General features: G+C 72.2%; 25 protein-coding genes. 12 read left to right on the top strand and 13 right to left on the bottom strand.

The window, feature by feature from the left end; translation table 11 throughout:
- Window positions 1-2: 2 nt before the first annotated feature.
- Together OF852_RS11110 and OF852_RS11105 are read left to right on the top strand one after the other, a co-directional pair.
- Window positions 3-602: a uracil-DNA glycosylase family protein gene (locus tag OF852_RS11110; RefSeq protein WP_271119224.1), complete on the top strand. Its 600-nt coding sequence runs from the start codon at window positions 3-5 to the stop codon at window positions 600-602.
- A gap of 254 nt (window positions 603-856) precedes the next feature.
- Window positions 857-1,216 carry a hypothetical protein gene (locus OF852_RS11105; protein ID WP_271119223.1) on the top strand — a complete coding sequence of 120 codons (360 nt, stop codon included), beginning with the start codon at window positions 857-859 and terminating at the stop codon, window positions 1,214-1,216.
- On the opposite strand, the gene OF852_RS11100 is transcribed toward OF852_RS11105, so the two are convergent.
- The 11 genes from OF852_RS11100 to OF852_RS11050 all read right to left on the bottom strand — a co-directional run bounded on the left by OF852_RS11100 (window position 1,213) and on the right by OF852_RS11050 (window position 13,619).
- Window positions 1,213-1,668, bottom strand: coding sequence for a hypothetical protein (locus tag OF852_RS11100; RefSeq protein ID WP_271119222.1), 456 nt, complete (start codon window positions 1,666-1,668; stop codon window positions 1,213-1,215). The two genes, OF852_RS11105 and OF852_RS11100, sit on opposite strands and share 4 nt — an antisense overlap.
- Window positions 1,665-1,844 carry a hypothetical protein gene (locus tag OF852_RS11095; RefSeq protein WP_271119221.1) on the bottom strand — a complete coding sequence of 60 codons (180 nt, stop codon included), beginning with the start codon at window positions 1,842-1,844 and terminating at the stop codon, window positions 1,665-1,667. Before OF852_RS11095 ends, OF852_RS11100 begins: the two co-directional genes overlap by 4 nt.
- 93 nt (window positions 1,845-1,937) lie before the next feature.
- On the bottom strand, window positions 1,938-2,978 hold the full coding sequence (locus OF852_RS11090) for a nitronate monooxygenase (RefSeq protein WP_333781460.1): 1,041 nt from the start codon (window positions 2,976-2,978) through the stop codon (window positions 1,938-1,940).
- A gap of 10 nt (window positions 2,979-2,988) precedes the next feature.
- A complete protein-coding gene (locus OF852_RS11085) occupies window positions 2,989-3,333 on the bottom strand; it encodes a protein-L-isoaspartate carboxylmethyltransferase (RefSeq protein WP_271119220.1) in 345 nt (114 codons plus the stop codon).
- Between the two features lie 113 nt (window positions 3,334-3,446).
- Window positions 3,447-5,981: a polynucleotide kinase-phosphatase gene (locus OF852_RS11080; RefSeq protein WP_271119219.1), complete on the bottom strand. Its 2,535-nt coding sequence runs from the start codon at window positions 5,979-5,981 to the stop codon at window positions 3,447-3,449.
- Complete coding sequence (locus tag OF852_RS11075) at window positions 5,978-7,390, bottom strand: 3' terminal RNA ribose 2'-O-methyltransferase Hen1 (protein ID WP_271121166.1); 1,413 nt, start codon at window positions 7,388-7,390, stop codon at window positions 5,978-5,980. The genes OF852_RS11080 and OF852_RS11075 overlap by 4 nt, the downstream gene beginning before the upstream one ends.
- 109 nt (window positions 7,391-7,499) lie before the next feature.
- Window positions 7,500-9,407, bottom strand: coding sequence for a beta-galactosidase (locus OF852_RS11070; RefSeq protein ID WP_271119218.1), 1,908 nt, complete (start codon window positions 9,405-9,407; stop codon window positions 7,500-7,502).
- A gap of 19 nt (window positions 9,408-9,426) precedes the next feature.
- Window positions 9,427-10,473 carry a hypothetical protein gene (locus OF852_RS11065; protein ID WP_271119217.1) on the bottom strand — a complete coding sequence of 349 codons (1,047 nt, stop codon included), beginning with the start codon at window positions 10,471-10,473 and terminating at the stop codon, window positions 9,427-9,429.
- A gap of 39 nt (window positions 10,474-10,512) precedes the next feature.
- Window positions 10,513-11,343, bottom strand: coding sequence for a carbohydrate ABC transporter permease (locus OF852_RS11060; RefSeq protein WP_271119216.1), 831 nt, complete (start codon window positions 11,341-11,343; stop codon window positions 10,513-10,515).
- The gene (locus tag OF852_RS11055; protein WP_271119215.1) at window positions 11,340-12,266 is read right to left on the bottom strand and encodes a carbohydrate ABC transporter permease; all 927 of its coding nucleotides are present in this window, start codon (window positions 12,264-12,266) and stop codon (window positions 11,340-11,342) included. The genes OF852_RS11060 and OF852_RS11055 overlap by 4 nt, the downstream gene beginning before the upstream one ends.
- An 18-nt stretch (window positions 12,267-12,284) precedes the next feature.
- Entirely contained in the window at window positions 12,285-13,619 is a 1,335-nt protein-coding gene (locus OF852_RS11050; RefSeq protein WP_271119214.1) for an ABC transporter substrate-binding protein, read from the bottom strand.
- A gap of 157 nt (window positions 13,620-13,776) precedes the next feature.
- Here OF852_RS11050 and OF852_RS11045 point away from each other — a divergent pair, with 157 nt between their 5' ends.
- The 8 genes from OF852_RS11045 (at window position 13,777) to OF852_RS11010 (ending at window position 23,535) form a co-directional block, all read left to right on the top strand.
- Window positions 13,777-14,808, top strand: a complete 1,032-nt coding sequence (locus OF852_RS11045; protein WP_271119213.1) for a LacI family DNA-binding transcriptional regulator — start codon at window positions 13,777-13,779, stop codon at window positions 14,806-14,808.
- A 103-nt stretch (window positions 14,809-14,911) separates the two neighbouring features.
- Window positions 14,912-16,720, top strand: coding sequence for a hypothetical protein (locus OF852_RS11040; protein ID WP_271119212.1), 1,809 nt, complete (start codon window positions 14,912-14,914; stop codon window positions 16,718-16,720).
- Between the two features lie 82 nt (window positions 16,721-16,802).
- Window positions 16,803-18,287: a sialate O-acetylesterase gene (locus OF852_RS11035; RefSeq protein ID WP_271119211.1), complete on the top strand. Its 1,485-nt coding sequence runs from the start codon at window positions 16,803-16,805 to the stop codon at window positions 18,285-18,287.
- 82 nt (window positions 18,288-18,369) lie between these two features.
- Window positions 18,370-19,044: a GntR family transcriptional regulator gene (locus tag OF852_RS11030; RefSeq protein ID WP_271119210.1), complete on the top strand. Its 675-nt coding sequence runs from the start codon at window positions 18,370-18,372 to the stop codon at window positions 19,042-19,044.
- Window positions 19,041-20,558, top strand: a complete 1,518-nt coding sequence (locus tag OF852_RS11025) for an MmgE/PrpD family protein (protein ID WP_271119209.1) — start codon at window positions 19,041-19,043, stop codon at window positions 20,556-20,558. The genes OF852_RS11030 and OF852_RS11025 overlap by 4 nt, the downstream gene beginning before the upstream one ends.
- A complete protein-coding gene (gene prpB / locus OF852_RS11020) occupies window positions 20,558-21,469 on the top strand; it encodes a methylisocitrate lyase (RefSeq protein WP_271119208.1) in 912 nt (303 codons plus the stop codon). The genes OF852_RS11025 and prpB overlap by 1 nt, the downstream gene beginning before the upstream one ends.
- 36 nt (window positions 21,470-21,505) lie before the next feature.
- Window positions 21,506-22,699: a bifunctional 2-methylcitrate synthase/citrate synthase gene (locus OF852_RS11015; protein WP_271119207.1), complete on the top strand. Its 1,194-nt coding sequence runs from the start codon at window positions 21,506-21,508 to the stop codon at window positions 22,697-22,699.
- A complete protein-coding gene (locus OF852_RS11010) occupies window positions 22,696-23,535 on the top strand; it encodes an alpha/beta hydrolase (RefSeq protein WP_271119206.1) in 840 nt (279 codons plus the stop codon). Before OF852_RS11015 ends, OF852_RS11010 begins: the two co-directional genes overlap by 4 nt.
- A 156-nt stretch (window positions 23,536-23,691) precedes the next feature.
- Here OF852_RS11010 and OF852_RS11005 read toward each other — a convergent pair whose 3' ends face one another.
- Window positions 23,692-24,225 carry a MarR family winged helix-turn-helix transcriptional regulator gene (locus tag OF852_RS11005; RefSeq protein WP_271119205.1) on the bottom strand — a complete coding sequence of 178 codons (534 nt, stop codon included), beginning with the start codon at window positions 24,223-24,225 and terminating at the stop codon, window positions 23,692-23,694.
- Between the two features lie 190 nt (window positions 24,226-24,415).
- On the opposite strand from OF852_RS11005, the gene OF852_RS11000 reads away from it, so the two are divergent.
- Window positions 24,416-24,742, top strand: a complete 327-nt coding sequence (locus OF852_RS11000; RefSeq protein WP_271119204.1) for a hypothetical protein — start codon at window positions 24,416-24,418, stop codon at window positions 24,740-24,742.
- Here OF852_RS11000 and OF852_RS10995 read toward each other — a convergent pair.
- Window positions 24,739-25,131, bottom strand: coding sequence for a DUF1801 domain-containing protein (locus tag OF852_RS10995; RefSeq protein ID WP_271119203.1), 393 nt, complete (start codon window positions 25,129-25,131; stop codon window positions 24,739-24,741). The genes OF852_RS11000 and OF852_RS10995 overlap by 4 nt on opposite strands.
- 62 nt (window positions 25,132-25,193) lie before the next feature.
- Here OF852_RS10995 and OF852_RS10990 point away from each other — a divergent pair, with 62 nt between their 5' ends.
- Window positions 25,194-25,460: a glutaredoxin domain-containing protein gene (locus tag OF852_RS10990; protein WP_271119202.1), complete on the top strand. Its 267-nt coding sequence runs from the start codon at window positions 25,194-25,196 to the stop codon at window positions 25,458-25,460.
- Window positions 25,461-25,476 lie beyond the last annotated feature (16 nt).

The following is a 25,476-nucleotide window of genomic DNA, read 5'->3' as shown; positions in this document are numbered from 1 at the left end:
GCGTGAGCGCCGACGATCCCGCCTTCGCGGCGCTGCGCGAGGAGATCGCGCAGCACCCGTCGAACGCGTGGGCGTCGGCGCTCGGCTGGCGCCCGCTCGTGTTCGGCTCGGCCGCATCCCGCGTGCTCATCGTCAGCCAGGCGCCGGGTCGCCTCGCGCAGGCGAGCGGGATCGCGTTCGACGACCCGAGCGGGCGCCTCCTGCGCACCTGGCTCGGCACGAGCGAGGCCGAGTTCTACGACACCCGCAATCTCGCGATCATGCCGATGGACTTCTACTTCCCCGGCCCCTCGCCGAGCGGCAGCGGCGACCTCCCGCCCCGCCGCGGCGTCGCCGAGCTCTGGCACCCGCGGGTGCGGGAGCTCATGCCCGAGGTGCGGCTCACGATCCTCATCGGCGCGCACGCGCAGCGGCACTACCTGGGCCCCGGGGGCAGCCTCACCGAGCGCGTGCGCGCGGCCGGGGACCACCTCCCGCTGTTCCCGATCGTGCACCCCTCGCCGCTCGCGCGCGGCTGGCGCTCGCGCAATCCCTGGTTCCAGGAGGAGACGGTGCCGCGGCTCCGCGGGCTCGTGGCTGCGGCGCTCGAGCGGGGCACCTGAGCGCCGCGGCGGTCAGGCGGTCCGGATCGAGAAGCGCCTGATCCGCCTCCTCGCCTCGAGCGGCGGCGGCGCGGATGACCTGCGCCGGTATCGATGGCCGACACGGCGCGTCGGGACCGCGGTGAGTTATGCACAGGGCCTCGTGGCGCGCGGTCCGGTCGGTCGAGCTGAGGCATACTCGCCTCGGTGGACCTCTCGGTCTACCACGTGAGGGAGAGGTAGCGAGGATGAAGGCAAGGGTCAGGGCGGCTGCGGTGAGCGCAGTCGTGGTCGCGCTGGCAGTGACCGCGGGACCGGTCGCGGCCGCCGACGGCGAGCTGGAAACCAGACAGTCTGCGGAGGGTCGCACAGAGGCACTCATGGCGCAGAGGGAGCATCTCGCGCAGCTGTCGCTAGTGCAGAGTCGCGCGGAGATCAAGGCGATCTCGAGCGGCCCGGCCCCGTCGATGACCCTCGTCGACCCGGACACCGGTGAGCAGCTCGCTGCGATGCGCCTCGAGCCGAAGGTATCACCGCAGGCGATCTCGACGCGGATCATCGGCTGCCAGACCACCGATGCGTGCATCACCCGCACCGACGCGGTCCGAATCGGCTTCTACGGCACTGGAACCTAGGCGGTCCGGATCTCCTCGGAGGCGGCATCCAGCCGGAAGCCGAGCCGGGGCGCCGAGTCGGGCGCCGGGCTCGCGATCGAGATGCCCGTGTGGCTCACCTCGATCGGGTCGAGGTCGTGCACCCAGTCCGTCGGGAACAGCGCGACGATCCGCGACCGGGAGACGCGGATCGACACCGAAGTGTCGCGGGTGATCCGGCGGTGCTCGAAGTCGACGCAGAAGGCGGAGGTCGCGGGCGGCATGATCTCGGCGCCGAGCTGGATGGGGCCGCCGCCGTTGCGCGGCAGCCAGAGCGTCAGCAGCAGCGGGGTCGTGCGCACGGTCAGCGGGGCGCTGAGATTCCAGGTGACGACGAGCGAGGACGCGCCGATCGCGGCGGTCGCGCTCGAGACCGGGGGATGCGACGACTCGTCGACGAGCGCGATCGCCGGCACGTGGGCGGCGGCGCTCATCGCGCGTCGGCGTCGTCCGCGTCGCCCTCCGGCGTCACAGCGTCGGCCGGCAGCTCGCTGTCCTCGTAGCTCCCGGGCGGGTCCGCGACGGGGTCCGTGTGCGGGTCCGGCTGGCCGGGGATCTCGCTGTCCTCGTACTCGCCCTCGGTGCCGTGCTCGCTGATGCGCTCGATCATGGTCGGCTCCTCACGTGTGTCCTGCGGCCACGGTACGTCCGCGCAGCGCCTCGCCCCGGGGCGCTCAGGCAAACACCATGCGGCGCGGAGGCATCACCCGGCGAGTGCCCGCGCCAGCCATCCGAGAATCTCGCCGGCCGGCGCGCGTCGGGCGCTCCGCCAGCCCTCCCCTGCCCAGAGGTGGAGGGTCTGCGCGTCGCCCGCCGCGCCCGCCGCCGCCCGCAGGGCACGCGTGAGGTGGTGCACGGCGGGGTAGGCGTGCGGGGCGGTGCCGCCGTGCTCCTCGGCGAAGCGGTTCCGCAGCGCCCGCGCGGGGCGGCCGGTGAAGGCGCGCGTCACGACGGTCTCGGTGAACGCCGGATCCTCGAGCGCGGCGCGGTGGGTCGGCGAGGTGCCGGCCTCCTCGGCGAGCAGCAGCAGCGTGCCGACCGCGACCGCCTCGGCGCCCGCCTCGAGGATCGCGGCCACCGCATCCGGTCCGTCGACGCCGCCGCCCGCGACGAGGGGGAGGTCGACGGCGGCGCGGATGCGGCGCACGAGCTCCGGCGTGGAGCCCGGCTCGGGCGCGCGGCGGGGGTCGAGCGAGGCGCGGTGGCCGCCCGCCGCCGGGCCCTGCACGACGAGCCCGTCGACCCCGGCCTCCCGGGCTGCGATCGCCTCCTCCGGGCTCGTGACGGAGGCGAGCACGCGCGTGCCGACGGCCTGCAGCCGCGCGACATCCTCCGGTGCGGGCAGCCCGAAGGTGAGCGAGACGAGCGGCACCGGCTCCGCGAGGAGCAGCGCGAGCTTCTCTCCCCAGCCGTCGTCGTCGAGCACGGGCTCGGCTTGCAGCTCGATCCCGTACCGTGCGGCCTCGGGGGCGAGCTCGCGCGCGTAGGCGGCGAAGCCCTCCCGGTCGAGGGAGGCGGCGTCCGGGTCCGGCACGAAGAGGTTGACGCCGAAGGCCCGCCCGCTCGCGCGGAGCGCCCGGAGGTCCCCGGCGAGCGCCGCCGCCGCCGTGTAGCCGCCCGCGAGGACGGGGAAGGCGCCCGCCTCCGCGACGGCGAGCGCCAACGGCACGCCCATCGGCCCACCCGCCATGGGCGCGGCGACGATCGGGAGCGGCGTGTCGATGAGGGGGCGCGCGGCGGTCACGCCCTCGACGCTAGCCCGCGGCGGCGGCGCGCGCCGCGTCCGTCTTGTCCTGGAGGAAGGCGCACAGCCGCGCCAGCATCGCGAGGTCGGCGGCGAGCTGCGCGACGCCCACGACGTCGAGGTCGATGTCGTACTCGCGCGCCTCGAAGGTGACGATCCACTGCGGGGTCTCGCGCATGACCGGCTGGATGTAGGTGACGGTGTCGGCGCGGCGGAGCGTCACCATGACGAGCCCGGTCTCGGCGGCCATCGTCGGGTCCTGCTCGAGCACCTCGACCGAGGTGTCCATGTCGTTCCCGAGGGCGCGGAACTCCTCGATCCAGCGCTCGACGGTCGGCTTGTCGCGGTACGGCATGTCGTCCTGCCCGGGGATCGAGAGAGATGGTTCGAGAAGTCATTATGCACAGCGCGGCATGCAGCCGCTACCCGTTCGGCGGCGGTGACGTTCGTCCACCGGGTCGGCGCGGCTCAGAGCCGAGGGTCGACGGGGTCGGACTCCATCGCGAGCACCGCGAAGACCGCCTGGTGGACCCGCCACAGCGGCTCGCCGCGCGCGACCCGCTCGAGCGCCTCGAGGCCGAGCGCGTACTCCCGCAGCGCCAGCGAGCGCTTGAGCCCGAGACTGCGGTCGCGCAGCCTCGAGAGGTTCGCCTCCGCGGTGTAGTCGGGGCCGTAGATGATCCGCAGGTACTCGCGTCCCCGGACCTTGATCCCGGGCAGCGCGAGTCCCTTCGCGGTGCGCACGAGGCCTGCGGCAGGCTTCACGACGATGCCCTCCCCGCCCGCGGCCGTGAGCTCCTCCCACCACGCCATGGCCGAGGCCGTCGCCTCGTCGTCCCTCGCGTCGAGCCAGCGGCGCTCGGTCCGGCGGATGCGGACGGGATCCGCCTCGACGAGCCGGTCGAGGTGCTCGAGGTGCCAGGCGTGCGGGAGCTCGGCGTGGCTGCGCCCCTCGCTCGCGAGCAGCTGGAACGGCGCGAGCTGGATCCCCTCGAGGCCGTCGACCGGCGCCGAGTACCGGCGGTACGCGTCGCGGTAGGCGATGGCCGACGCCGCGCGCTCGCGGGTCCGCTCCAGCAGCGCGCCGACCTCGACCCCGGCGTCTCGCGCCGACTCGAGTGCGGCGATCGCGGCGGGCAGCGCGCCCGTCGCCGCGGCGCCGGTCGAGGCGTACAGGTCGCGGATGAGCTCCTCGGCCTTGAGCGACCACGGCAGCAGCTCGGCGTCGAGCAGCAGCCAGCTCGTCTCGAGGGCCGTGAAGAGCCCGGCGCGCTCGGCCGCGTCGCCGAGCTCCGCGAGGAGGCGGTCACCCCGCTCGTCATCGAAGAAGGGCCGTCCCGTCCTCGTGTGGATGACGCCGCGCCACCCCGCCGGCGCGTCGAATCGCGCCGGGTCGCGGGCGAGCAGCACGACCGCGCGGGAGCCCATGTGCTTCTCCTGGAGCACGAGCTCGTCGACGCCCGCCGCGCGGTACGCCGCGAAGGCCTCGTCGGGGTGCTCGAGCAGGCCGGGACGCTTGGAGGTCGCGGGCGGGCTCATGGTGGGCGGCAGGTAGAGGAGGTGGCGGGGGTCGACCGACCAGCGCGACATGACCTCGAGGGCGCCGGCCGCCTGCTCCTCGCGCACGCCGACCCGGCCGTGCGTCGAGGTCTCGACGATGTGCTTGCCGGTGACGTCGTCGATCCGCAGCACCCCCGGCTCGCGCGCCTCGGCCGCGGGCTCGGGCGGGGCGAGCGGTCGGACCGGCTCGTACCAGACGCGCTCCGCCGGGACGGCGACGACCTCGCGCTCCGGATAGCGCACCGCCGACAGCGCGCCGCCGAAGACGGCGCCCGTGTCCACGCACGCCGTGCCGTTGATCCAGACGACCTCGGGCACGGGCGTGTGCCCGTAGAGCACCATCGCGTCGCCCCGGTAGTCCTCGGCCCACGGCAGACGCACGGGGAGGCCGTACTCGTCGGACTCGCCGGTGGTGTCGCCGTAGAGGGCGAAGGCGCGCACCCGGCCGGACGCGCGCCCGTGGTACTTCTCGATGAGCCCGGCGTGCGCGACCACGAGCCGGCCGTCGTCGAGGACGAGGTGCGACACGAGGCCGCGGCAGAAGGCCAGCACCTCCTGGCGGAACTCCTCGGTCTCGCCCGCGAGCTGTGCGAGGGTCTCGGCGAGTCCGTGCGCGGTCGAGGGGTTCTTCCCCGAGAGCGCGCGGACGAGCTTCTCCTCGTGGTTGCCGGGCACGGCGAGCGCGTTGCCCGCCGCGACCATCCCCATCGCGAGCCGCAGCACACCGGGTGCATCGGGCCCGCGGTCGACGAGGTCGCCGAGGAAGATCGCCCGCCGTCCCTCGGGATGCGCGGCGTCGACGGGTCGCCCCTCCTCGTCCCGACGCAGGACGTAGCCGAGCTGCTCGAGCAGCGCCTCGAGCTCGCCGCGGCAGCCGTGGACGTCGCCGATGGCGTCGAAGGGCCCGTGCTCGTCGCGGCGGTCCGTGAGGAGCGGCTCGCGGACGATCACGGCATCCGCGATCGCCTCCTCGCCGTCGAGCACGTGGATGCGGCGGAAGCCCTCGCGACCGAGCCCCTTGAGCGATCGGCGCAGCTGGTCGTGCTGCCGCCGTACGACGGCGGCGCCGAAGTCGCGCCCCGGCCGGGCGGCGTTCCGCTCGACCGCCACGCGCTCGGGCACGTCGAGCACGATCGCGACCGGCAGCATGTCGTGCTCGCGCGCGAGCTCGACGAAGGCCCGGCGGGAGGCCGGCTGGACGTTGGTCGCGTCGACGACCGTGAGGCGGTTCTGCTCGAGGCGCTTCGCCGCGACGTAGCGGAGCGCATCGAAGGCGGCCGCGGTCGCCGACTGATCGTTCTCGTCGTCGGCGACGAGCCCGCGGAAGGTGTCGCTCGAGAGCGTCTCGTAGGGTCCGAAGTGCTCGACCGCGAAGGTCGACTTGCCGGAGCCGCTGACGCCGATCAGGAGGACGAGGCAGTGCTCGGGGATGGACAGGTTCATGCGTCCTCCCGGACGAACAGCGCGAGCTGCGTCGGCGCGCCCCGCTCGGCGTCCTCGTCGCCGACCGGGCGGTGCTCGACGCGGTAGCCGTGCGTCGTCGCGACGCCCTGCGCCCACGCCGCGAACTCGGCCCTCGACCACTCGAAGCGGTGATCGGGATGCCGGAGCGCCCCGGCGGGCAGCGAGGGGTAGAGCGGGTTGTAGTCGGCGTTCGGGGTCGTCACGATGACGGCCGCGGGACGCGCGGCGCCCCAGATCGACTGCTCGACGGCGGGGAGCCGACCCGCGTCGATGTGCTCGACGACCTCCATGAGCACGATCGCGTCCAGCCCGGCGATCCGGTCGTCCTGGTAGGTCGCGCTCGACTGCAGGAGCCGTACCCGCTCGCGCACGCGGTCCGGGGCACGGCGCAGATCGAGTCGCCGCTCGGCGCGCTCGAGCGATCGGGACGACACGTCAGTGCCGATGATCTCCGTGACGCCGGGCTCGGCGAGCAGGCGGGCGAGCAGGGCGCCCTCGCCGCAGCCGACATCCGCGACGCGATGCGCCCGGACGTCGCGGAGCGCCTGCAGCACCGCATCCGCGCGGAGGCCGGCCAGCGGCAGGGCCGGGGCGGCCTCGACCTCGTCGTCGGCGGCCCCGTCGACGGCCCCGTCGCCGTCGGGCGCGCCCATCCGCGCGGCGGCATCCGCGACGATCCGCCGCTCGTGCCGGAGGTACCGGCGGGTGATGAGGTCGCGCGCAGGGTGATCGGGCAGCCAGCCCTCGCCGGCGCGCACGAGCTTGCCGACCTCGTCCTCGCCGACCCAGTAGTGCTTCGCGTCGTCGAGGACCGGCAGCAGGACGTAGAGCTGCTGCAGGGCCGTCGCGAGCCGGATGTCGCCGCGCAGCCGGAGTCGGACGTAGCGCGAGGCGCCCCAGTCGGGGCGCTCCGGGTCGAGCGGGATCGGCTGCGCGTCGACGCTCCAGCCGAGCGGCTCGAAGAGCTCGCGCACGAGCTCCGCGCCGCCGCGCGCCGGGAGCGCCTCGACGACCACCTCGAGCGGAAGCGGCGACGCCGCCAGCTCGGGGAAGGTGTCGCTGCGGCCCGTCATGGCGGTGCGGAAGACCTTGCCGAGGGCGACCGCCATCATGCTGCTCGACGCGTAGGGGCGGTCGTTGACGTAGTGCGCGAGCGCGAAGGCGTCGCCCGCGAAGCGGCGGCTGCGCGACAGCTCGACGGGGTCGAGCTCGAGCAGGAGCGCGGCCGTCGTCCGCTCCGGCGTCGATGCCGGGTAGAAGACGTGCGCCGAGCCCACCGAGACGTCGAAGCTCTGGAGGCGGCCCGGGTGCTTGAAGAGGAGATAGCCGAGCGCGGTCGAGTCGTGCTCCGCGCCGGAAGGCGCGGCATAGCTCAGCGTGATGAGCACGTGCACCCCCGGGTCGTCGACGAATTCTCGGACAGTATCGCAGGACGGGCGACGCAGCCGCGGCACGGCGGCCGACGCGGAGCGCGCCGACCACCGTGCCGCGGACGGCTCAGAACAGGATGACCCGGTCGAGATCGAACCAGGCGTTGCTGCTTCCCGCCGACGACGTCCCGGAGACGGTGATCGTCACCGTGTGGCTTCCATAGGGGAGCCCGCTGACCCGCCTGACGGAGGTGTCCGTGGCGTAGGCGGCCTGGTAGGTGTCGACGGAGACGGGTGCGCCGCCATCGATCGCGATGGTCGCGCGGCCGCCGCCACCGGATCGGTTCGCGCGGATGTCGATGCCGGTGCCGACCCAGGTGAGCGTCGCGGTGCTGCCGGCCGTGTTGGAGTAGTGGGTGGTGCCGGCGAATCGGCCGTCGTTCTGCCCGGAGGAGGCGGACCATCCTGCGGAGTAGGCGAAGGTGTTCTGCGCCGTGCCCGTGGTGGCGTCATCGACCGTGGCCTGGCTTCCGCTCACGACGATGAACCGGTCGAGGTCGACCCAGGTGTTCGTGCTCGCGGAGGTCTTGGTGCCGAGGGCGGTGACGACCACGGTGTGGGAGCCGGTGCCGAGGATGCCGCTGTCGAAGACGAGGCGTCCGGTGCGGTACTTGGCGGAGTAGGTGTCGATCGTCACCGCGGCGCCGCCGTCGATCGAGACCGATGCCCGGCCTCCGCCTCCGGAGAGGTTGGCGAAGAGCTGGACTCGCTTGCCGGAGAAGGTCATGGTCGCGGTGGCGCCGGCGGTGTTGGCGTAGTGGGTCGTGCCGCCGAAGCGTCCGTCGGCGGTGGACGCGGAGGTGTACCAGCTGCCCTGGTAGGCGATCTTGTGGGCCGCGGTTCCGGTGGCGCCGTCGTCGATCGATCCCCACGCGCCGCCGCCCTGCAGGGTCTGCCAGGTCGTCATCGACGACTTGACCTTCTGGTTGTCGTGGTCGACGAGGCCGAAGGGCTCGCGCTGGCAGATGTGGGTCGGGGTGGCGTAGACGTCGTCGTCGCTGATCTCGTAGAGCTGAGCCCCCTGGACCGCGGAGCTGGTGAGGACGGTGTTGATCTTGGCGGAGGCGCCGGGGACGTTGGAGCCGCCCTCGAGGCTCCCGAACTCGGTCAGCCAGATCGGGATCGATCCGTAGCCGCGGGAGGTCAGGTACGACCGCTGCGTGTTGGCGGCCGCGAGGGCGTTCGCGCCGGTGTCGTAGCTGTGGATGGAGAGGATGTCGAAATAGCCGCCGGCGCCGGCGTCGAGCGCCTGTCCCAGCCAGCCGGTCTGGTTGCCGTAGGCGAGGCCGTTGAAGAGGACCTTGATGGACGGGTCGGCGGCCTTGATGGCGGTGTAGCCGGGCTGGAGCCAGGAGGTGACGTACTGCGGGACGGTCCCGAAGTAGTAGCGGGGGACGTCGAACTCGTTGCCGATCTCGATGTACTCCAGCCCCCCGGGGTTGGTGGCCTGGACGTGGGTGATGAGGTCCGTCATGAAGTCGCCGAAGGACCCGGCGATCGGCGGCGCACCCGTGTAGAGGTTCTCGGTGATGGCGCACGGCGCCCCCGGCGTCGCCGAGCCGCTCTGTGCGGCCCACTGGGGCGTGTACATGGCCTCGATGTGCAGCTTGAGGCCGGCGTTCTTGACCGCGGCGACGATCGCGTCGACACGGTTCCAGTCGTAGGCCTCGTCGGTGGGCTCGATGAGGTGCCAGGGGAACTCGACGCGGACGATGTCGGTGCCGGCGGCCTTCATCCACGCGAGCTGCGCGTTCATGGTGGCGATGCCGTTGCCGGGGTCGAACCAGCCGTCGCGATTCGCCGCGAACGAGCCGAGCCAGGGACGTGCGGAGGGGGCGGCGTTGATGCCGGAGGTCGCCATCGCCGGCGGCGCCGCCTGTGCGGCTGCCGGCATGGCGATGGAGATGGCGCTGAGCGCGAGCGTGGCCGCGCTGAGCAGCGCGATCCGCCTGGAGAGGCGGTGGGGTGTCGTCATCGACAGTGCTCCTTCTATCTCAGGCGGTGTCGGCGATTCCGGCAACCGCACGGTCTGCGGTCTTGCTGTAGAGCTGTTCGCGTCCGTAGAAGCCGCTGTTGTAGTAGAGGCGCACGGAGTCGCGGAGGACGAGGATGTGCTGGCGCCACAGGTTGGTGCCCTCTCCCCGCTCGATCGCGTCGTCGGGGATGTCGGACACCCACTCGATCGGCTGCTCGTCGAGCTCCCACCCGCTGGTGGGGATCTCCGCATCGGTGTGCGCGAAGCCGCCGAGCGAGGGGGCGGGCTCCTCCGAGGTGAGCCTGCCGCTGCCATCGGGTGGCGTCGGCGAGGCGTTGAGCACGGCCACCCAGCGGTGCTCGGTCCCGGGGAAGATCTGGATCCCGCCGAGCCAGCCGGCCGCCCAGTGCTCCGGATCCGGCGACGGGGTCAGCATGACGCCCTGCTTGACGGCCTCCGTGTCGCCCCGGCCCTGTGTCGCCACGCCGATGCTCGAGCCGAGCGGCGAGTGCACGTGCTGCTGCGGCCGTGCCGGGTACCCCATGTAGTAGTAGACGAAGGTGTCGAGCTCGGGGAACCAGTACCCGCTGACGGCGTCGACGTGCTCCGCGTCGAAGGCGTCGCCCTGTCCGCGCGGGATGAGCTCGCGCTCCTCGAGCGTCCACGGCCCTGCGAGCGAGGTCGCGTGGGCGCGCTGGACGCGCTTCTCGCGCGCTCTGCCGTCGTGACTGACGGTGAGCAGCCAGTATCGGCCGTCGACGCGGGCGGCGTGGTTCGGGCGGTGGGCGTCCATGACGATGAACGGCTTGTGGGTGCCGCCGGGCAGCAGCTCGGGATTCGCGAACTCGATCGGGGTCGTCTCGCCCCATTCCTCGGCCGCGTTCTGGTCTCCGACGGCGAGGGCGGTCGCATGCCCGGGCGGGTCGAAGAACAGGAACATCCGCCATGCGGCGTGATCCGGATCCCAGACGATGCAGGGGTCGCCGACGACCTCGGAGCCGTCGCCGTGCGGAGCGCGTGCCATGACGAGACCGTCGCGCTTCCAGCCGTGGTGGAGAGAGAGCATGGGGTGTGAGCCTTTCGGGTGGGTTCTCGACGCGGTGGGTCAGCCGCGGACGGCGCCGCCGGTGACGCCGTTCATGAGGTTGTTCTGGAATCGGAGGAAGACGAGCACCAGGGGCAGCACGATGAGCACGGCACCGGCGAGGAGCGTCTCGATGCGGATGATGTTCGCGTTGTCGCCGCTTCCGAGCGCCGGCAGGAGGACCATGAAGGTCTGGACGGCGGGATCGCTGGTCATGATCCTCGGCCAGAGGTAGTCGCTCCATTTCGCGACGAAGGTGAGGACCGCGATCGCGCCCAGCACGGGTGCGGACATCGGCAGCCCGATCCGCCAGAAGGATCGCCAGTGCCCGGCGCCGTCGACGCGAGCGGCTTCGAAGACCTCACCGGGCAGTCCCTCCATGAACTGCCGGGCCATGAACATGCTGATGACGCTGGCGGTGCCGGGGACGATCTGCACCTGGTAGCTGTTGAGCCAGTCGATCTGGGCGAACATCGCGTACATGGTGGGGATGTTGACCTCGATCGGGACGAGCATCGAGGCGATGAGCACGCCGAAGAGCACGCGCTTGCCGCGGAAGTCGTACCGGGCGAACGCGTACCCGGCCATCGAGCTGATGAGGACGGTGAGCGCCGTGTACGGCACGGTCACGATGACGCTGTTCAGCAGCGCCCGCCAGACGATGGCGCCGGTGCGCCCGGTGAGCAGGTCGACGAAGTTGTCGACCGTCGGGGCGGTCGGGATCCCCGCGGGGTTCGCGGTGATCTGGCCGCCATCCTTGAAGCTCCCGAAGAGCATCACGAGGAACGGGTACACCGCGATGAAGCATGCGGCGACGAGGAACAGGTTGAGGACGATGCGCTGGCTTCTCATGAGCGGTCTCCGCTCCGCAGCACCCGGAACTGGATGATCGAGATCGCGCCGATCGCGGCGAAGATGATCCAGCCGGCCGCGGACGCGAGACCGAACTGGCCGCCGCTGACGTTCGACACGACCTGGTTCATGATGGGCGCTCCGGTCGGCGGGGCGACGGCGGATGCCCCGGTGCCGAGCAGGAGGTTCGGCTCGGCGAAGAGCTGGATCGAGCCGATCGTGTCGATCACGATCGCGAACAGGAAGATCGGCCGCATGAGCGGGATGATCATGTACCGCACTCGCGCGGCGGGCCCAGCGCCGTCCACCTCGGCCGCCTCCAGCACGTCGTCCGAGATCGACGTGAGCGCGGCGAGGAAGATCACGAAGTACCAGCCGAGCGAGCGCCACACGAGCAGCGCCGCGACCGACCATCTCGCCGTGGCCGGGTCGCTGAGCCAGCCGACCTCCAGGCCGAAGATGTCGTTCACGACACCCTCTCGGCTCAGGATGACCCGCCAGACGATCGCCGCGGCGACCGGCGCCATGATCTGGGGGATGAAGAGCAGCGGCTTGTAGATGCGGCCGAGCGCGGCGAGCCTGGAGCGCACCATCAGCGCGAGCAGGAATGCGAGGCCCATCATCGGCACGAGCGGGACGAGCCAGTAGAAGAGCGTGTTCTGCACCTGCTGCCAGAACGTCGGCGACGAGAACAGGGCCGAGTAGTTGTCGAGGCCGATGAACCGGAGCTCGCCGTATCCGCGGTACCGGAACAGGCTGAGCCCGAGCGAGACGACCGATGGGATGGCGAAGAACGCCAGGAACGAGACGAAGAACGGTGCGAGGAAGAGGTAGGGGGCGATGAGGGCGCGTGGCCGCCGTCGGGGACGGGATGTCGGGGCACCGAGCGCGAAGGCGCTCGGTGCCCCGGTCGCGGTAGTCATGAAGCGGTGCGGTCCTTCTCAGTCGCTGTACGGGCAGCCGACCTGCGACTCGATCTGCTGCTGAGCGGTCTGCAGGAAGCTGCTCGGGTCGCGGTCGTCGGCGGCGAGGTAGTTCACGAGCTGCTCCTGCACGATGCCGGCCTCGGTGAGGCTGGCCGGGTCGTACGGGAACACCGAGTAGTTCTCGCTCGAGGCCTCGTAGGCGGTCGCGAGGCTGTCGCCGAAGTACTCGTTCGGCGTGGACTTCGCGTTCTCGACGACGGCGGCGACCGCCGACGGGAACGAGCCGCCGCGGGCGTCGACGTAGGCCTGCGCGCCCTCGTCGTCGATCAGGGTGCCGGCGAGCAGTCTGGCCGCGGCATCCTTGTTCGGGGCGTCGGCGGGGATCACGAAGATCGAGCCGGCGGCCTCGCTGCCGCCGTCGGCGCCGCCGATCTCGGGCCAGGTGGTGACGCCCCACTTGCCGGCGAGGTCGGGGGCGTACTCCTCGAGGAAGCTGGGGAACCAGCTCGCGAGGAGCGTCGACGCGATCGTGCCGTCGGCGAGCCCGCTCTGCCACTCGGGAGAGAAGTCGTCGATGTTCGGCTCGACCACGCCGGACTCCCGCAGCTCCTTCAGCGCGGTGAAGCCGTCACGGACGCCGGGGTCGCTCTCGACCACGATCGCGCACTCCGGCTCCTTCTCGCTGAAGCGGGCTCCGTTGCCGCTGAGGATCTCGCCGAGGTTGTACGCGGCGGGGTTCGGGCCGAGGTTCCACATGTAGCTCTCGGGAGCGACCAACTGCAGCTTCTCGCCCGCCGCGATGAAGTCGTCCTGCGTCCTCACCTCGGCGACGTCGATGCCGGCCTCCTGGAACAGGTCGGTGCGGTAGAACCACAGCTTCGTCTTCACCTCGTAGGGGACGGCGAGCAGCTGGTCGTCGTACTGCATGAGCTCCTGGCCGGCGTTGGTGATGCCGTCGAGCTGGTCGCCGACGTACGGCTCCAGATCGGCGAGCACACCGGCTTCCGCGAACTCCGCGAGCGAGGAGTAGTTGAGCTGCACGATGTCGGGGATGTCCTGGCCCGACGAGAGGGCGAGTCGGAACTTCTCCAGCGAATCGGCGTCGTCCTGGCCGCCCGAGACGACCTTGAGGTCGATCTCCTCGTCCGGGAAGGTGTCGTTGTAGGTCTCGCCCTGCAGCTCGGCGAACTTCGTGTCGCCCCAGGTCAGCAGCGTGACCGGGCCGCCGGCGTCGCCATCGCCGGAGCCGGACGAGGGTGCGCACCCGGCGAGCGGCAGTGCGACGAGCGTGACGCCCAGCGCGACGGCGCCGAGACGCCTCGCGGCGGGGGAGATGTGATCGGACTTCAAGGTGGCCTCTCTTCATCGAGTCGGGTGGCACAGCATGGTGATCAGATACGCCAATCGATTGGCAAGCTCGAATATAGGTCGCCACGCGGCGTGGGCGCAAGGCCGGATCGCACTATTGTGGTGACACCCGACCCCGACGACAATCGATTGGCCGACCGTGAGCAACCCGGCACCGAATCCGACCCGCCGCGCCACCATGGACGACGTCGCCACGCGCGCCGGGGTCAGCGTGACGACGGTGTCGCGGATGCTGAGCGGCCGGCGGCCGGTCGCGGTCGAGACGCGCGAGCGGATCGAGTCGGTGATCGCCGAGCTCGGCTTCCGCCCGAACACGGCCGCACGGGCGCTCAGGATGCGGCGCTCGCATGACATCGCGCTCATCCTCGACAACATCACGCACGAGGCGAATCCGATGATCGCGCGCGGCGCCGGCCGCGTCCTCCGCAGCTTCGGCTACAACCTGATCATCTACGAGACCGATCTCGACCAGGCTGCGACCCGGGCCGTCGTCGACTCCGTGATCGACCGCGGCACCGATGGTGCGATCGTGCTGATCGGCACCGCACCCCGGGCGGCGTTCTCCGCGTTGATCGATCACGGGCTCCCGGTGATCGCCACGCGGAGACCCGATGCCGAGTGGGGCGTCGAGGAGACGGTGTGGACCGACGAGGAGGCCGGGCTCGCCCTCGCCGCGAGTCATGTCCACGCGAGCACCTCCGGCGCCGTCGCCTACATCGGCGGACCCGAGGGCGACGTGAACTCGGAGCCGCGGCGCCGCGCGTTCCTGCAGGCGGCGCAGGAGGCCGGCCGGCCCGCCGCACCCGCGCTGCTCGAGCTCTCGCCGTGGTCGTTCGACGGCGGCGCCGCCGCGTGCGAGCGGCTGCTCGCCACGGGCGCCCGGTTCGGCGGGCTCGTGTGCGCGAACGACCTGATCGCGGCCGGAGCCGTGCAGTCGCTCCGCCGGCACGGCCTGCACGTCCCGTCGGACGTGGTCGTGACCGGCTTCGACAACATCGAGGCCGCCGCGCTCCTCGATCCCGCCCTGACGACGGTGGACCCCTTCGAGATCCGCCTGGGCGAGCTCGCGGCCACGGCGATGCTCGCACGACTCGAGGACGGGCGGCGTGACGACTTCGAACGGCGCATCCTGCCCGCGCTCGTGGTCAGGGCCTCCGCGCCGGGCCACTGACCCCATCCCGGATCGCGAGGCTCTTGACCGGCTCGCGACGATGCCCCTACGGTGAGCGCAATCGATTGGCATCGCCGATCACCGATTCTCAAGGGAGCGAATCTTGCGACACCGGAAATCAGGGCTCGTGCTCGCGGGGCTCGTCGCGCTGGCAGGGCTCGGCATCACGCCGGGCGTCCTCCCCGCGGCAGCCGTCACCCCCACCATCAGCGTCGACGACAACACCACCGGCACCGGCACCAACCAGTTCGACTACACCGGCGCCTGGAGCCTCAGCACCGAGGCCGGCTACTTCGGCGACACCCACCACTACAGCAACTCGACGAGCGCGAAGGCGACCGTCCGGTTCACCGGCACGCAGATCGCGCTCCACGGCGGCACGGGATCCGGCGCCGGGATCGCGAACGTCTCGGTCGACGGCGGACCCGCCTACGAGGTGGACTTCTACAGCGGCACCACCGCCAAGGACGTGCAGCTCTGGGTCAGCCCGAGCCTCGGCGCCGGGGCGCACACCCTCGTCATCACGCCGGCCGGGATCAAGAACGACGCCGCGTCCTCGACCTTCGTCGTCCCGGACCGCGTCGTGATCTACGACTCCGCCGACACCGTCGACGACCGCGTCCTCGGCAGCGGCCAGAAGCAGTTCCAGTACACCGGCACCTGGGGCACCAACGGCAATCCCGGCTACTGGTCGAACACCCACTCCTACAGCAACGCCACCGGCGCCACCGCGACCTTCCGGTTCACGGGGGCGGCCGTCCACCTCTACGGAGGCGTCGGCCCCAGCGCCGGCATCGGCGCCGTCTCGATCGACGGCGGACCGGAGACCCTGGTCGACTTCTACGCCGCCTCGGCCGGCGGGAACAAGCTCCTCTGGAAGAGCTCGCCGCTCGCCGCCGGCTCGCACACCATGGTGCTGCGGGTGACGGGCACGAAGAACGCGGCGTCGTCGGGCACGTACGTGGTGCCGGACCGCGCGGACATCATGACCGAGGTCGTCGCGCTCGCCCTGCCCACCACCACCACGGCGACCTCGACCGGGTGGGCGAAGTTCTCCCGCAACCCCGTGCTCGGCAAGAACTACGGCACCGCCTTCGACATCTCCGTGCTGCGTGAGAACGGCATCTACCGGATGTGGTTCTCGTGGCGCCCCCAGCAGAGCATCGGCTACGTGGAGAGCGTCGACGGCGTGAACTGGACGGCGCCGATCAAGGTGCTGCAGCCCACCACCACGTACTGGGAGGGCAACCTCAACCGCCCCAACGTCATCCGGACCCCCGACGGCACCTACCGCATGTGGTACACGGGGCAGACCAACGACAACTCGTGGATCGGCTACGCGACCAGCCCCGACGGCCTCACCTGGACCCGTCAGAGCGCCGACCCGGTCCTGTCCCCCACCACGACCTGGGAGCACACCTCGGTGATGAACCCCAGCGTCATCTACGACACCGCCACCTCCACGTACAAGATGTGGTACTCCGGCGGCGAGCAGTACGAGCCCAACGCGATCGGCTACGCCACGAGCTCGAACGGCCTCACCTGGAGCAAGAACACCGGCAATCCGATCTTCGAGAAGAACCCCGCGAAGACCTGGGAGCAGGATCGCGTGGCCGGCGTGCAGGTGCTCAAGCAGGACGACGGCTACTACTACATGTTCTACATCGGGTACGCCGACATCGACACCGCCGCCATCGGCATCGCGCGCTCGACGAACGGCATCACCGGCTGGACCCGCATGCCCACCAACCCGATCATCCAGCGCGAGCCCGGATGGGAGTGCAACGCGGTCTACAAGCCGTACGCCGTGTGGGAGGCCGAGGCGAACCGGTGGAAGCTCTGGTACAACGGCCGCTGCGCGCCGGAGCAGGTCGGCCTCGCGGTCCACCCCGGGCTGAGCCTCGGGTTCTGACGCGACGTCGATGACCTAGGACGGGCGCCTCGCCTCCCGGATCCGCTCCGGAGGCGAGGCGCCCTGACGAAAGGAGACCGACATGAGACGCCTCCGAGTCGTATCGACGATGGCGACCCTCGCGATCATCGCTCTCGCGCTCTCGCTCACGACCGCGTCGCCGCCCGCCGCCGACGCGGCCGCACCATCGCCGTCGACCAACGCGAGCCTCCAGTACGTGCTGGTCGAGGCGACCGGCGGCACCGGCTACCGGTTCAAGCAGTACAGCTCGTTCGCGTCGATACCCGGGACGACCCCGGTCGAGCAGTCGGCGACGAGCAGCCGTCAGATCCGAGCGATCGCCTCGGACGGCAACCGCTGGTTCGCCATCCTCCGGTCCTCCACGCAGAACTGCTTCGCCACCTTCACCTCCTACGCGAACCTCGTCGAGTCTCGGCCCCACGTCCTCCGCTGCGTCGACAGTCCGATCGACGGGTATCGAGGAGTGGCGTGGGACGGCCGGTTCTTCTCGACCGTCTACCACGACAACGGCATCACCTACTGGCAGACGTATCTGACATGGGGAGACGTCGTGACCAACACCCCCTACAGCACGCAGGCCAGCACCCGGAACACCGACGGCTACAGGTCGATCGGGTACGACCCGACCTCTCAGGTCTACTTCTCGCTGTGGGGGAGCGGAACGGCGATGTGGTTCCTGCAGTACGCCACCTTCGACGACATGATCACCGTCACGAGCACCAGCGAGAGCTACTCGATCCCCGGGAACCCGCCCTACGTCGGACTCGCCGTCGGGCCGGTCAACCCCGTCCTCGACGTCTACGTCGTCGCCGGTCAATCCAACGCCGTCGGATACGGCACCGACGGCGCCCAGCTGCCCGCGAGCAGCGCGGACGCGCAGATCCGGTTCTTCTACCGGCAGGGCGACGGCGACGACCAGTACGTCTCCACATCCGGCACCGTCACGACACTCGGCGTCCAGACCGCGAACTTCAATCGCGGCAGCCCTCCGGCCACCAGTTTCGGACTCGAGATGGGAATCGGGAGAACCCTCTACGCACAGGGGCGACGAGACATCGCCATCGTCAAGGTCGGGTACGGCAACACCGATCTCGCGAGCCAATGGAACCCGGCCAACGCGAATGGCCTGTTCACGGTCCTGCGAGACCAGCTCTCAGCGGCGACCTCGCAGTGGAACCAGCAGGGGTACCGCACCCGCATCGCCGGCTTCTTCTGGATGCAGGGCGATGCCGACGCCCTCAACCAGTCCATGGCCGCGAACTACGGGACGAACCTCACCAACTTCAAGGCCGCGGTCCGCAGTGTCGCCGCCGACCGCGACCTGCCCTTCATCGTCGGGCGGATCCGCGCCGGATCCAATCTGCCGTACGCGGGCGCCGTGCGAACCGCGCAGAGTGCGCTGCGCGCAGGCGACCCGCTCACCGTCGCGGTGATCGACACGGACGCCATCCCGGTCGCGAGCGACAACCTCCACTACAACTCCACGGGCGAGATCGCGCTCGGCAACCAGATGGGCTCTGCGTTCACCACGCTCAGCGGGTGGTGATCGTGTCCGATGTGTATGCATACCGCACACTGAACGTCGCAGATCTGGCCCGAAAGCGGCCTTCGGCGTATCGTTTGCATACATGACGGTCTCCGAGCGGCGCGCGAGCGATCGCGCGCTCGCGCTCCTCCGCGGGGAGATCATCGCCGGGCGGCTCGCGCCGGGCGCCGTGCTCGCCGAGATCGAGCTCGCCGACCGGCTGCGGATGTCGCGCACCCCCGTCCGCACCGCCCTCGCCGGGCTGACCGCCGAGGGGCTCGCCGTCGCCGTCGGCCCGCGGCGCCTCGAGGTCGCGCCGCTGCGCCGGGAGGACGTCGCCGCCGCGTACGAGCTGCGCGGCGCGCTCGAGCCCGCCGCCGCATCCCTCGCCGCCCGCCGCGGCGACCCCGCCGTCTTCGAGGCGCTCGCCGCCCGCCTCGCCGCCATCCGGGTCGACCCGGCCGGATCCGAGCAGCAGGACACCTACGAGCTCGCCGCCGAGCTCGACCGCGAGATCGACCGCGCCATCGCGAGCCCCCGGCTCCAGGCCGCCCTCGACTCCGCCCGGCACCACGCCGCCAGGATCCGGCGCGCCGCCCGCGATCACCCGGCCCGCCTCGCGGCCGCCGCCGACGAGCACCGCACGATCGCCGACGCCATCTCGCGCGGCGACGCGCAGCTCGCCGCGGACGCCGTCCGCATCCACCTGCACCACAGCCTCGAGCACGCGCTCGCGACGCTCCCCCACGACGACCCCGAGCCCCGGAGGACCCCATGAGGAACCACCCCGTCCGCACCTACCGCAGCGAGGAGCCGCTCCCGCGCGAGGAGCAGCTCGCCTGGAAGCTCGCCGAGCTCGCCGTCGACCCCGTCGAGGTCGAGGCCGAGGTGCTCGACATGATCGTCAACCGGGTCATCGACAACGCCGCGGTCGCCGCCGCATCCCTCCGGCGGGCGCCCGTCGTCTCGGCGCGCGGACAGGCGGCCTCCCACCCCGTCTCGACGGGCGGCGCGGGCGCGACCGTCGTCGGGCTCGGCACGGGCGCCGACGAGCGCACCAGCCCCGAGTGGGCGGCGTGGGCGAACGGGGTCGCGGTGCGCGAGCTCGACTTCCACGACACCTTCCTCGCCGCCGAGTACTCGCACCCCGGCGACAACATCCCCGCGATCCTCGCCGTCGCCCAGCACGCGGGCCGAGACGGCGGCGCCCTCGTGCGCGGCATCGCGACCGGCTACGAGATCCAGGTCGACCTCGTGCGGGCGATCTCCCTGCACCGCCACAAGATCGACCACGTCGCGCACCTCGGCCCGAGCGCCGCCGCCGGCATCGGCACCCTCCTCGGCCTCGACGCCGCCGTGATCTTCCAGGCGATCGGGCAGGCGCTCCACACGACGACCGCGACCCGCCAGTCGCGCAAGGGCGAGATCTCCACCTGGAAGGCCCACGCGCCCGCCTTCGCCGGGAAGATGGCCGTCGAGGCGGTGGATCGCGCCATGCGCGGGCAGACCAGCCCCACCCCGATCTACGAGGGCGAGGACGGGGTCATCGCGTGGCTCCTCGACGGGCCGGAAGGCCGCTACGAGGTGCCGCTGCCGGAGCGCGGCGAGCCCAAGCGCGGCATCCTCGACACCTACACGAAGGAGCACTCGGCCGAGTACCAGGCGCAGGCCTGGATCGACCTCGCCCGCCGGCTCGGCCGGGAGCGGCCCGAGCTCCGCGACCCCGCCGCCGTCCGGTCGATCGTGCTGCACACGAGCCACCACACGCACACGGTGATCGGCTCGGGCGCGAACGACCCGCAGAAGTACGACCCGGCGGCCTCCCGCGAGACGCTCGACCACTCGATCCCGTACATCTTCGCCGTCGCCCTCCAGGACGGCGCCTGGCACCACGCCGACTCCTACGCGCCCGAGCGCGCCGCCCGCCCCGACACCGTCGAGCTGTGGCGGAGGATCGCCACGGCCGAGGACGCCGAGTGGACCCGCCGCTACCACTCGACCGACCCGGCCGAGAAGGCCTTCGGCGGCCGCGTCGAGATCGAGCTCGCCGACGGCGGCCGCGTCGTCGACGAGATCGCCGTCGCCGACGCCCACCCGCTCGGCGCCCGGCCCTTCGCCCGCGCCGACTACGTCCGCAAGTTCGAGCAGCTCGCCGACGGCGTCCTCGCGGCGCCCGAGATCGCGCGCTTCCTCGACACCGCCCAGCGCCTCCCCGAGCTGACCGCCGAGGAGCTCGCCGGCCTGACCATCACCGCCGAGGGGCTCCCCACCCCGCCGAAGGGACTCTTCTGATGCTGCACGCCCAGCGCACCCCCGCCGAGAAGCGCCGCGCCTTCCGCGAGGCGCTCGCCGGCCCCCGCATCGTCCGCATGCCGGGCGCCTTCACGCCGCTCTCCGCGAGCCTCATCGAAGAGAAGGGCTTCGAGGGCGTCTACATCTCGGGCGCCGTCATGGCCGCCGAGCTGGGGCTGCCGGATGTCGGGCTCACGACCCTCACGGAGGTCGCGCAGCGCGCGGGGCAGATCTCGCGCGTGACCGAGCTGCCGACCCTCGTCGACGCCGACACCGGCTTCGGCGAGCCGCTCAACGTCGCCCGCACGGTGCAGGTGCTCGAGGACGCGGGCGTCGCCGCCCTCCACCTCGAGGACCAGGTCAACCCGAAGCGCTGCGGCCACCTCGACGGCAAGCAGGTCGTCGACGAGTCGACCGCCCTCAAGCGGATCGCCGCCGCCGCCGCCGCGCGCCGCGACCCGGACCTCGTCATCATGGCCCGCACCGACATCCGCGGCGTCGAGGGCATGGCCGCCGCCGTCGACCGGGCGAAGAGGCTCGTGGACGCCGGCGCGGATGCGGTCTTCCCCGAGGCGATGGCGTCGCTCGAGGAGTTCGCCGCGATCCGGGCGGCCGTCGACGTGCCGATCCTGGCGAACATGACCGAGTTCGGCAAGAGCGAGCTCTTCACGGTGCAGCAGCTCGAGGACGTCGGGGTCGACCTCGTGATCTTCCCCGTCTCCCTGCTCCGGGTCGCCTTCGGCGCGATCGAGCGCGCCCTCGACGTGCTCGATGCTGAGGGCTCGCTGAACTCCGAGGTGCCGGGGATGCAGACGCGGTCCAGACTGTACGAGCTGGTGGACTACGCCGGCACCGCCGCGTTCGACGAGGGCGTCTACACCTTCGACCTGTCGACGAACCGGAGCTCCTGACCGCAGACCGCGGCGGGACCCAGCGAGAGGATGCGCATGGCCGAGCACGAGATCAGGAAGGGCCTCGTCGGGGTCGTCGCCGACACGACGGGCGTCTCGAAGGTCGACCCCGAGACGAACTCCCTGCTCTACCGCGGCTACCCCGTGCAGGAGCTCGCCGCGACGCAGTCGGTCGAGGCGGTCGCGCACCTGCTCTGGCACGGCGAGCTGCCGAGCGACGCCGAGCTCGCCGAGCTCCGCCGCGTCGAGCGCGCGCACCGTGCCCTCGACGACCGCGTGCGCGCCGCGATCGACCTCGTCCCGCTCGACGCGCATCCCATGGACGACGTCCGCACGGCCGTCAGCGTCATCGGCGCGATCGGCACCGCGGGCAGCCAGAACGTCATGGATGCGGTCGGCAGTCCCGAGGAGAACCTCGCGCGGAGCCTCGAGCTCTTCGCCGCGCTCCCCGCGATCGTCGCGTACGGGCAGCGCCGCCGCCGCGGCCTCGAGCCCGTCGCCGCACGCGAGGATCTCGACTACGCCGCCCACTTCCTCTGGCTGACCTTCGAGGAGGAGCCGGACCCGATCGTCGTCGACGCCTTCAGCCGCTCGATGGTGCTCTACGCCGAGCACTCCTTCAACGCCTCCACCTTCACGGGCCGCGTCATCGCGAGCACGCTGAGCGACCTCTACTCGGCGGTCGTCGGCGCGATCGGCGCGCTCAAGGGGCCGCTCCACGGCGGCGCGAACGAGGCCGTGCTGCACGTCCTCGAGGAGATCGGGGACGCCTCCCGGGTCGAGTCCTGGCTGGATGACGCGCTCGCCGAGAAGCGCAAGATCATGGGCTTCGGCCACCGCGTCTACAAGCGCGGCGACTCGCGCGTGCCGACCATGAAGGCCGCGCTCGACTCGCTCGTCGAGCACTACGACCGGCCGGATGTCGCGGAGCTGACCGAGGCGCTCGAGACCGCCTTCGTCGAGCGCAAGGGCATCTACCCGAACCTCGACTACCCCTCGGGCCCCGCGTACCGCCTCATGGGCTTCGACACCGCGACCTTCACGCCGCTCTTCGTCGCGGCGCGCATCGTCGGCTGGACGGCGCACATCATGGAGCAGCAGGCCTCCAACGCGCTCATCCGACCGCTCTCCGCCTACGACGGCCCCGCCGAGCGGCACATCGAGGGCTACGTCCCGGATGCAGCCGAGCGGGAGGCGGCGGAGCGCCCCGAGGAGGCGGCGGGCGCGTGACCTCGATCCTCGAGGGGATCGAGCGCTTCGACCTGACCGCGCGGGCGACCGGCCGGCGCTACCGGGTGAGCGTCTCCGCGCCCGAGGCGCCGCCGGCCTCCCTGCCGCTCGTGGTCGTGCTCGACGCCGACCTCGCCTTCGGGACGGCGGCCGAGACGGCCGCGGTGCTCGCCTCGATCGGCGAGGCCCGTCCGGCGGTCGTCGTCGGCGTCGGTCACGGGGTGCCGCCGGCCGAGCTGTGGTCGCGCCGCGCGGTCGACCTCACGCCCGGCGGCTCGATCCCCGAGTCGATGCAGGCCGTGCTCGGCACCGACTCGGGCGGCGGCGAGCAGCTGCTCGACTGGATCCTCGACGAGCTCGCGCCGGAGATCGCGCGACGGCACCCGTCCGCCTCCGACGAGGTCGCGCTCATCGGCCACTCGCTCGGCGGGCTGCTGGCGGCACACGCGCTACTCACGCGGCCCGGCCGTCTCGCGGCGGTCGCGGCGCTGAGCCCCGCGCTCTGGTGGGACGGTTTCGCGGTGCTCTCGCACCTCGCGGCGCTCCCCGAGCGGCTGGCCGGCCTCGGCCGCATCCCCCGCGCGCTCGTCGCCGTCGGCGGGCTCGAGCAGACCCCGCCCGAGTCGCTGCCCGAGGGATGGGAGCATCTGCTCGAACGATACCGCGCCGAGATCGCGCGGACCCGGGTCGTGGACGCCGCGGGCGAGCTGGCGGCGTCGCTCGCCGAGGCGGGGATCGAGTCGCGCTTCGACCTGCTCGAGGGCGAGACGCACGGGACCTCGATCGCACCCGCGGTCGCGCGGGCGGTCGGCTTCGTGCTCGCGCCGCGACACTGAGCGCGCGGGCGGCGCGGATTCAGGAGCCGGCCCGCGGGTCGGCGGCGTGCCGGCGGCGCGGGCCGCGCGGGCGCGGGCGGCCCGTGGGCGCCCGGCGATCCGGGTCCTGATCCCGCGCCGGGTCGGCAGCTCGCCCTCGGACGACTCGAGCCGGGCTCAGCCGCCGGCGCGGCGCGGGGCGCGCGTCGGGACGCCGGGCAGCGACTCCCCGAGGTGGCGGAGGCCGGAGATGAACTCGGCGAGCTCGACGGCCGGCATGCCGGCGAGCGCGAGCCGCTCGGCCTCCACGAGGTCGCGCATCGCCGCCTCCGCGAGCGCCGCCCCCTCCGGGAGGAGCCGGACGAGGCGGCTGCGCCCGTCCTCCGGATTCGCCTCGCGCACGATGAGGGCCCGCTCGAGCAGGTGCTCGAGCCGGTTCGAGATCGCGGCCGAGCCGACCATGGTGCGCTGGCCGAGCTCCGTGGGCGTGAGGATGTGGGGCGCCGGCTCCCGGCGGAGCGCCGCGAGGACGTCGAACTCCCAGATCGAGAGGCCCGAGCGGCCGAACACCTCGGCACGGAGCTCGGTGAGCCCGCGGGCGGCGCGGCGCAGGCGCGACATGACGTCGAGGGGACCGAGGTCGAGATCGGGCAGGATCTCGGCCCATCGGTCGATGAGGAGATCGACCTCGTCGTCGCGGTACGCCGGCACGGGCCCACGGTATCGCGCCGCGGGCCGGCCGCCGCGCCGCCACAGGGAGGCGGTGCCGATCTGCGGACATCCGAGCCGGGGCGGCACCCCGCGGCGCCGGTCTGCGCAGAGGTCCGCAGTTCGGCCGACGCCGCCGCCGGGGCGGAGCACGGGGATGCCGACCGCGCCGCCCCGGCGTAGCATCGGCGGGGTGAGCCGGAGTCGTCGGAGGTCCCGCACGTCGATCGGCGGTGCCGGCTCGACCGGGTCCGTCGGCTCGATCGGCAGCATCGGGTCCATCGGCTCGATCGGGTCCATAGGCTCCATCGGGTCGATCGGCTCCATCGGCTCGATCGGGTCCGCCGGCTCGATCGGGTCCGTCGGCTCGATCGGCTCGATCGGCTCGATCGGAAGCATCGGCTCCATCGCGGCGATCGGCTCCATCGCGGCGATCGGCTCCATCGCGGCGATCGGCGCCATCGGCTCGATCGGCGTGCTCGCGCTGCGCGCCCGCAGCCGGGTCGTGTCGCGCCGCTAGACCGCCCGGGCCGTCGTCCCGTCCGGCGGCGTCGCCGCGACGAGCCGGCGCAGGATCCCCTCGATGCCGGGCACCGCATCCCGCACGGCCACCTCGCTGCGCAGGTACGTCATCCGCCGCCCGTCCGGGTACTCGCCCTCGAGCAGCGGGTCCTCGACGTCCGGCACCGCCGGGTGGTGCCAGACGAGGTGGAGATGGTCGTCGGGGCGGAGCATGAAGGTGACGAGGGGCACGCCCCGGATCGCGTAGCTGGGGGCGTTCCACTTCCACAGCTCGACGATGCCCGGGTCGACGCCGCGGATCGCGGGCCGCAGCACCTCGATCCAGTCGCGGAGCGGGTGGGCGCGCGCCGCGAGCTGCGTGTCGACGTCGAGCGGGGTCCTCGCCATGCCGCGACGGTAGCGCGCCGGCGGCGCCGGCGCGAGCGGCGCGAGCCGCCTACCCTGGTGACATGCCCTCCGAGAGCTCCGACCGCATCCTCATGTACGGCGCCGACTGGTGCCGAGACTGCATCCGCTCGAAGCGGCTGCTGGACGGCCTCGGCGTCGACTACGAGTACGTCGACATCGAGCGCGTCGAGGACGGCGCCGACCGCGCCCGGGCGGTCAGCGGCCGCACGAACATCCCCGTCGTGGTGTTCCCCGACGGCTCGCACCAGGTCGAGCCGAGCGACCCGGAGCTGCGCGGGAAGCTCGAGGCCCTCGGCGTCGTCGCCTGAGCGGTCTAGCATCGGC

Source organism: Homoserinibacter sp. YIM 151385 (assembly GCF_027912415.1).
GTDB lineage: Bacteria > Actinomycetota > Actinomycetes > Actinomycetales > Microbacteriaceae > Schumannella.
The sequence above is the reverse complement of the archived record's forward strand: the minus strand, read 5'-3'. Positions and strand labels throughout refer to the sequence as shown.

Excerpts from the sequence above, each read along its gene's own strand:
- OF852_RS11100 (WP_271119222.1), bottom strand. The coding sequence starts at position 1,668 with ATGAGCGCCGCCGCCCACGTGCCGGCGATCGCGCTCGTCGACGAGTCG.
- OF852_RS11095 (WP_271119221.1), bottom strand. The coding sequence starts at position 1,844 with ATGATCGAGCGCATCAGCGAGCACGGCACCGAGGGCGAGTACGAGGAC.
- OF852_RS11085 (WP_271119220.1), bottom strand. The coding sequence starts at position 3,333 with ATGCCGTACCGCGACAAGCCGACCGTCGAGCGCTGGATCGAGGAGTTC.
- OF852_RS11080 (WP_271119219.1), bottom strand. The coding sequence starts at position 5,981 with ATGAACCTGTCCATCCCCGAGCACTGCCTCGTCCTCCTGATCGGCGTC.
- OF852_RS11070 (WP_271119218.1), bottom strand. The coding sequence starts at position 9,407 with ATGACGACACCCCACCGCCTCTCCAGGCGGATCGCGCTGCTCAGCGCG.
- OF852_RS11065 (WP_271119217.1), bottom strand. The coding sequence starts at position 10,473 with ATGCTCTCTCTCCACCACGGCTGGAAGCGCGACGGTCTCGTCATGGCA.
- OF852_RS11060 (WP_271119216.1), bottom strand. The coding sequence starts at position 11,343 with ATGAGAAGCCAGCGCATCGTCCTCAACCTGTTCCTCGTCGCCGCATGC.
- OF852_RS11055 (WP_271119215.1), bottom strand. The coding sequence starts at position 12,266 with ATGACTACCGCGACCGGGGCACCGAGCGCCTTCGCGCTCGGTGCCCCG.
- OF852_RS11035 (WP_271119211.1), top strand. The coding sequence starts at position 16,803 with ATGAGACGCCTCCGAGTCGTATCGACGATGGCGACCCTCGCGATCATC.
- OF852_RS11030 (WP_271119210.1), top strand. The coding sequence starts at position 18,370 with ATGACGGTCTCCGAGCGGCGCGCGAGCGATCGCGCGCTCGCGCTCCTC.
- OF852_RS11025 (WP_271119209.1), top strand. The coding sequence starts at position 19,041 with ATGAGGAACCACCCCGTCCGCACCTACCGCAGCGAGGAGCCGCTCCCG.
- prpB (WP_271119208.1), top strand. The coding sequence starts at position 20,558 with ATGCTGCACGCCCAGCGCACCCCCGCCGAGAAGCGCCGCGCCTTCCGC.
- OF852_RS11015 (WP_271119207.1), top strand. The coding sequence starts at position 21,506 with ATGGCCGAGCACGAGATCAGGAAGGGCCTCGTCGGGGTCGTCGCCGAC.
- OF852_RS10995 (WP_271119203.1), bottom strand. The coding sequence starts at position 25,131 with ATGGCGAGGACCCCGCTCGACGTCGACACGCAGCTCGCGGCGCGCGCC.
- OF852_RS10990 (WP_271119202.1), top strand. The coding sequence starts at position 25,194 with ATGCCCTCCGAGAGCTCCGACCGCATCCTCATGTACGGCGCCGACTGG.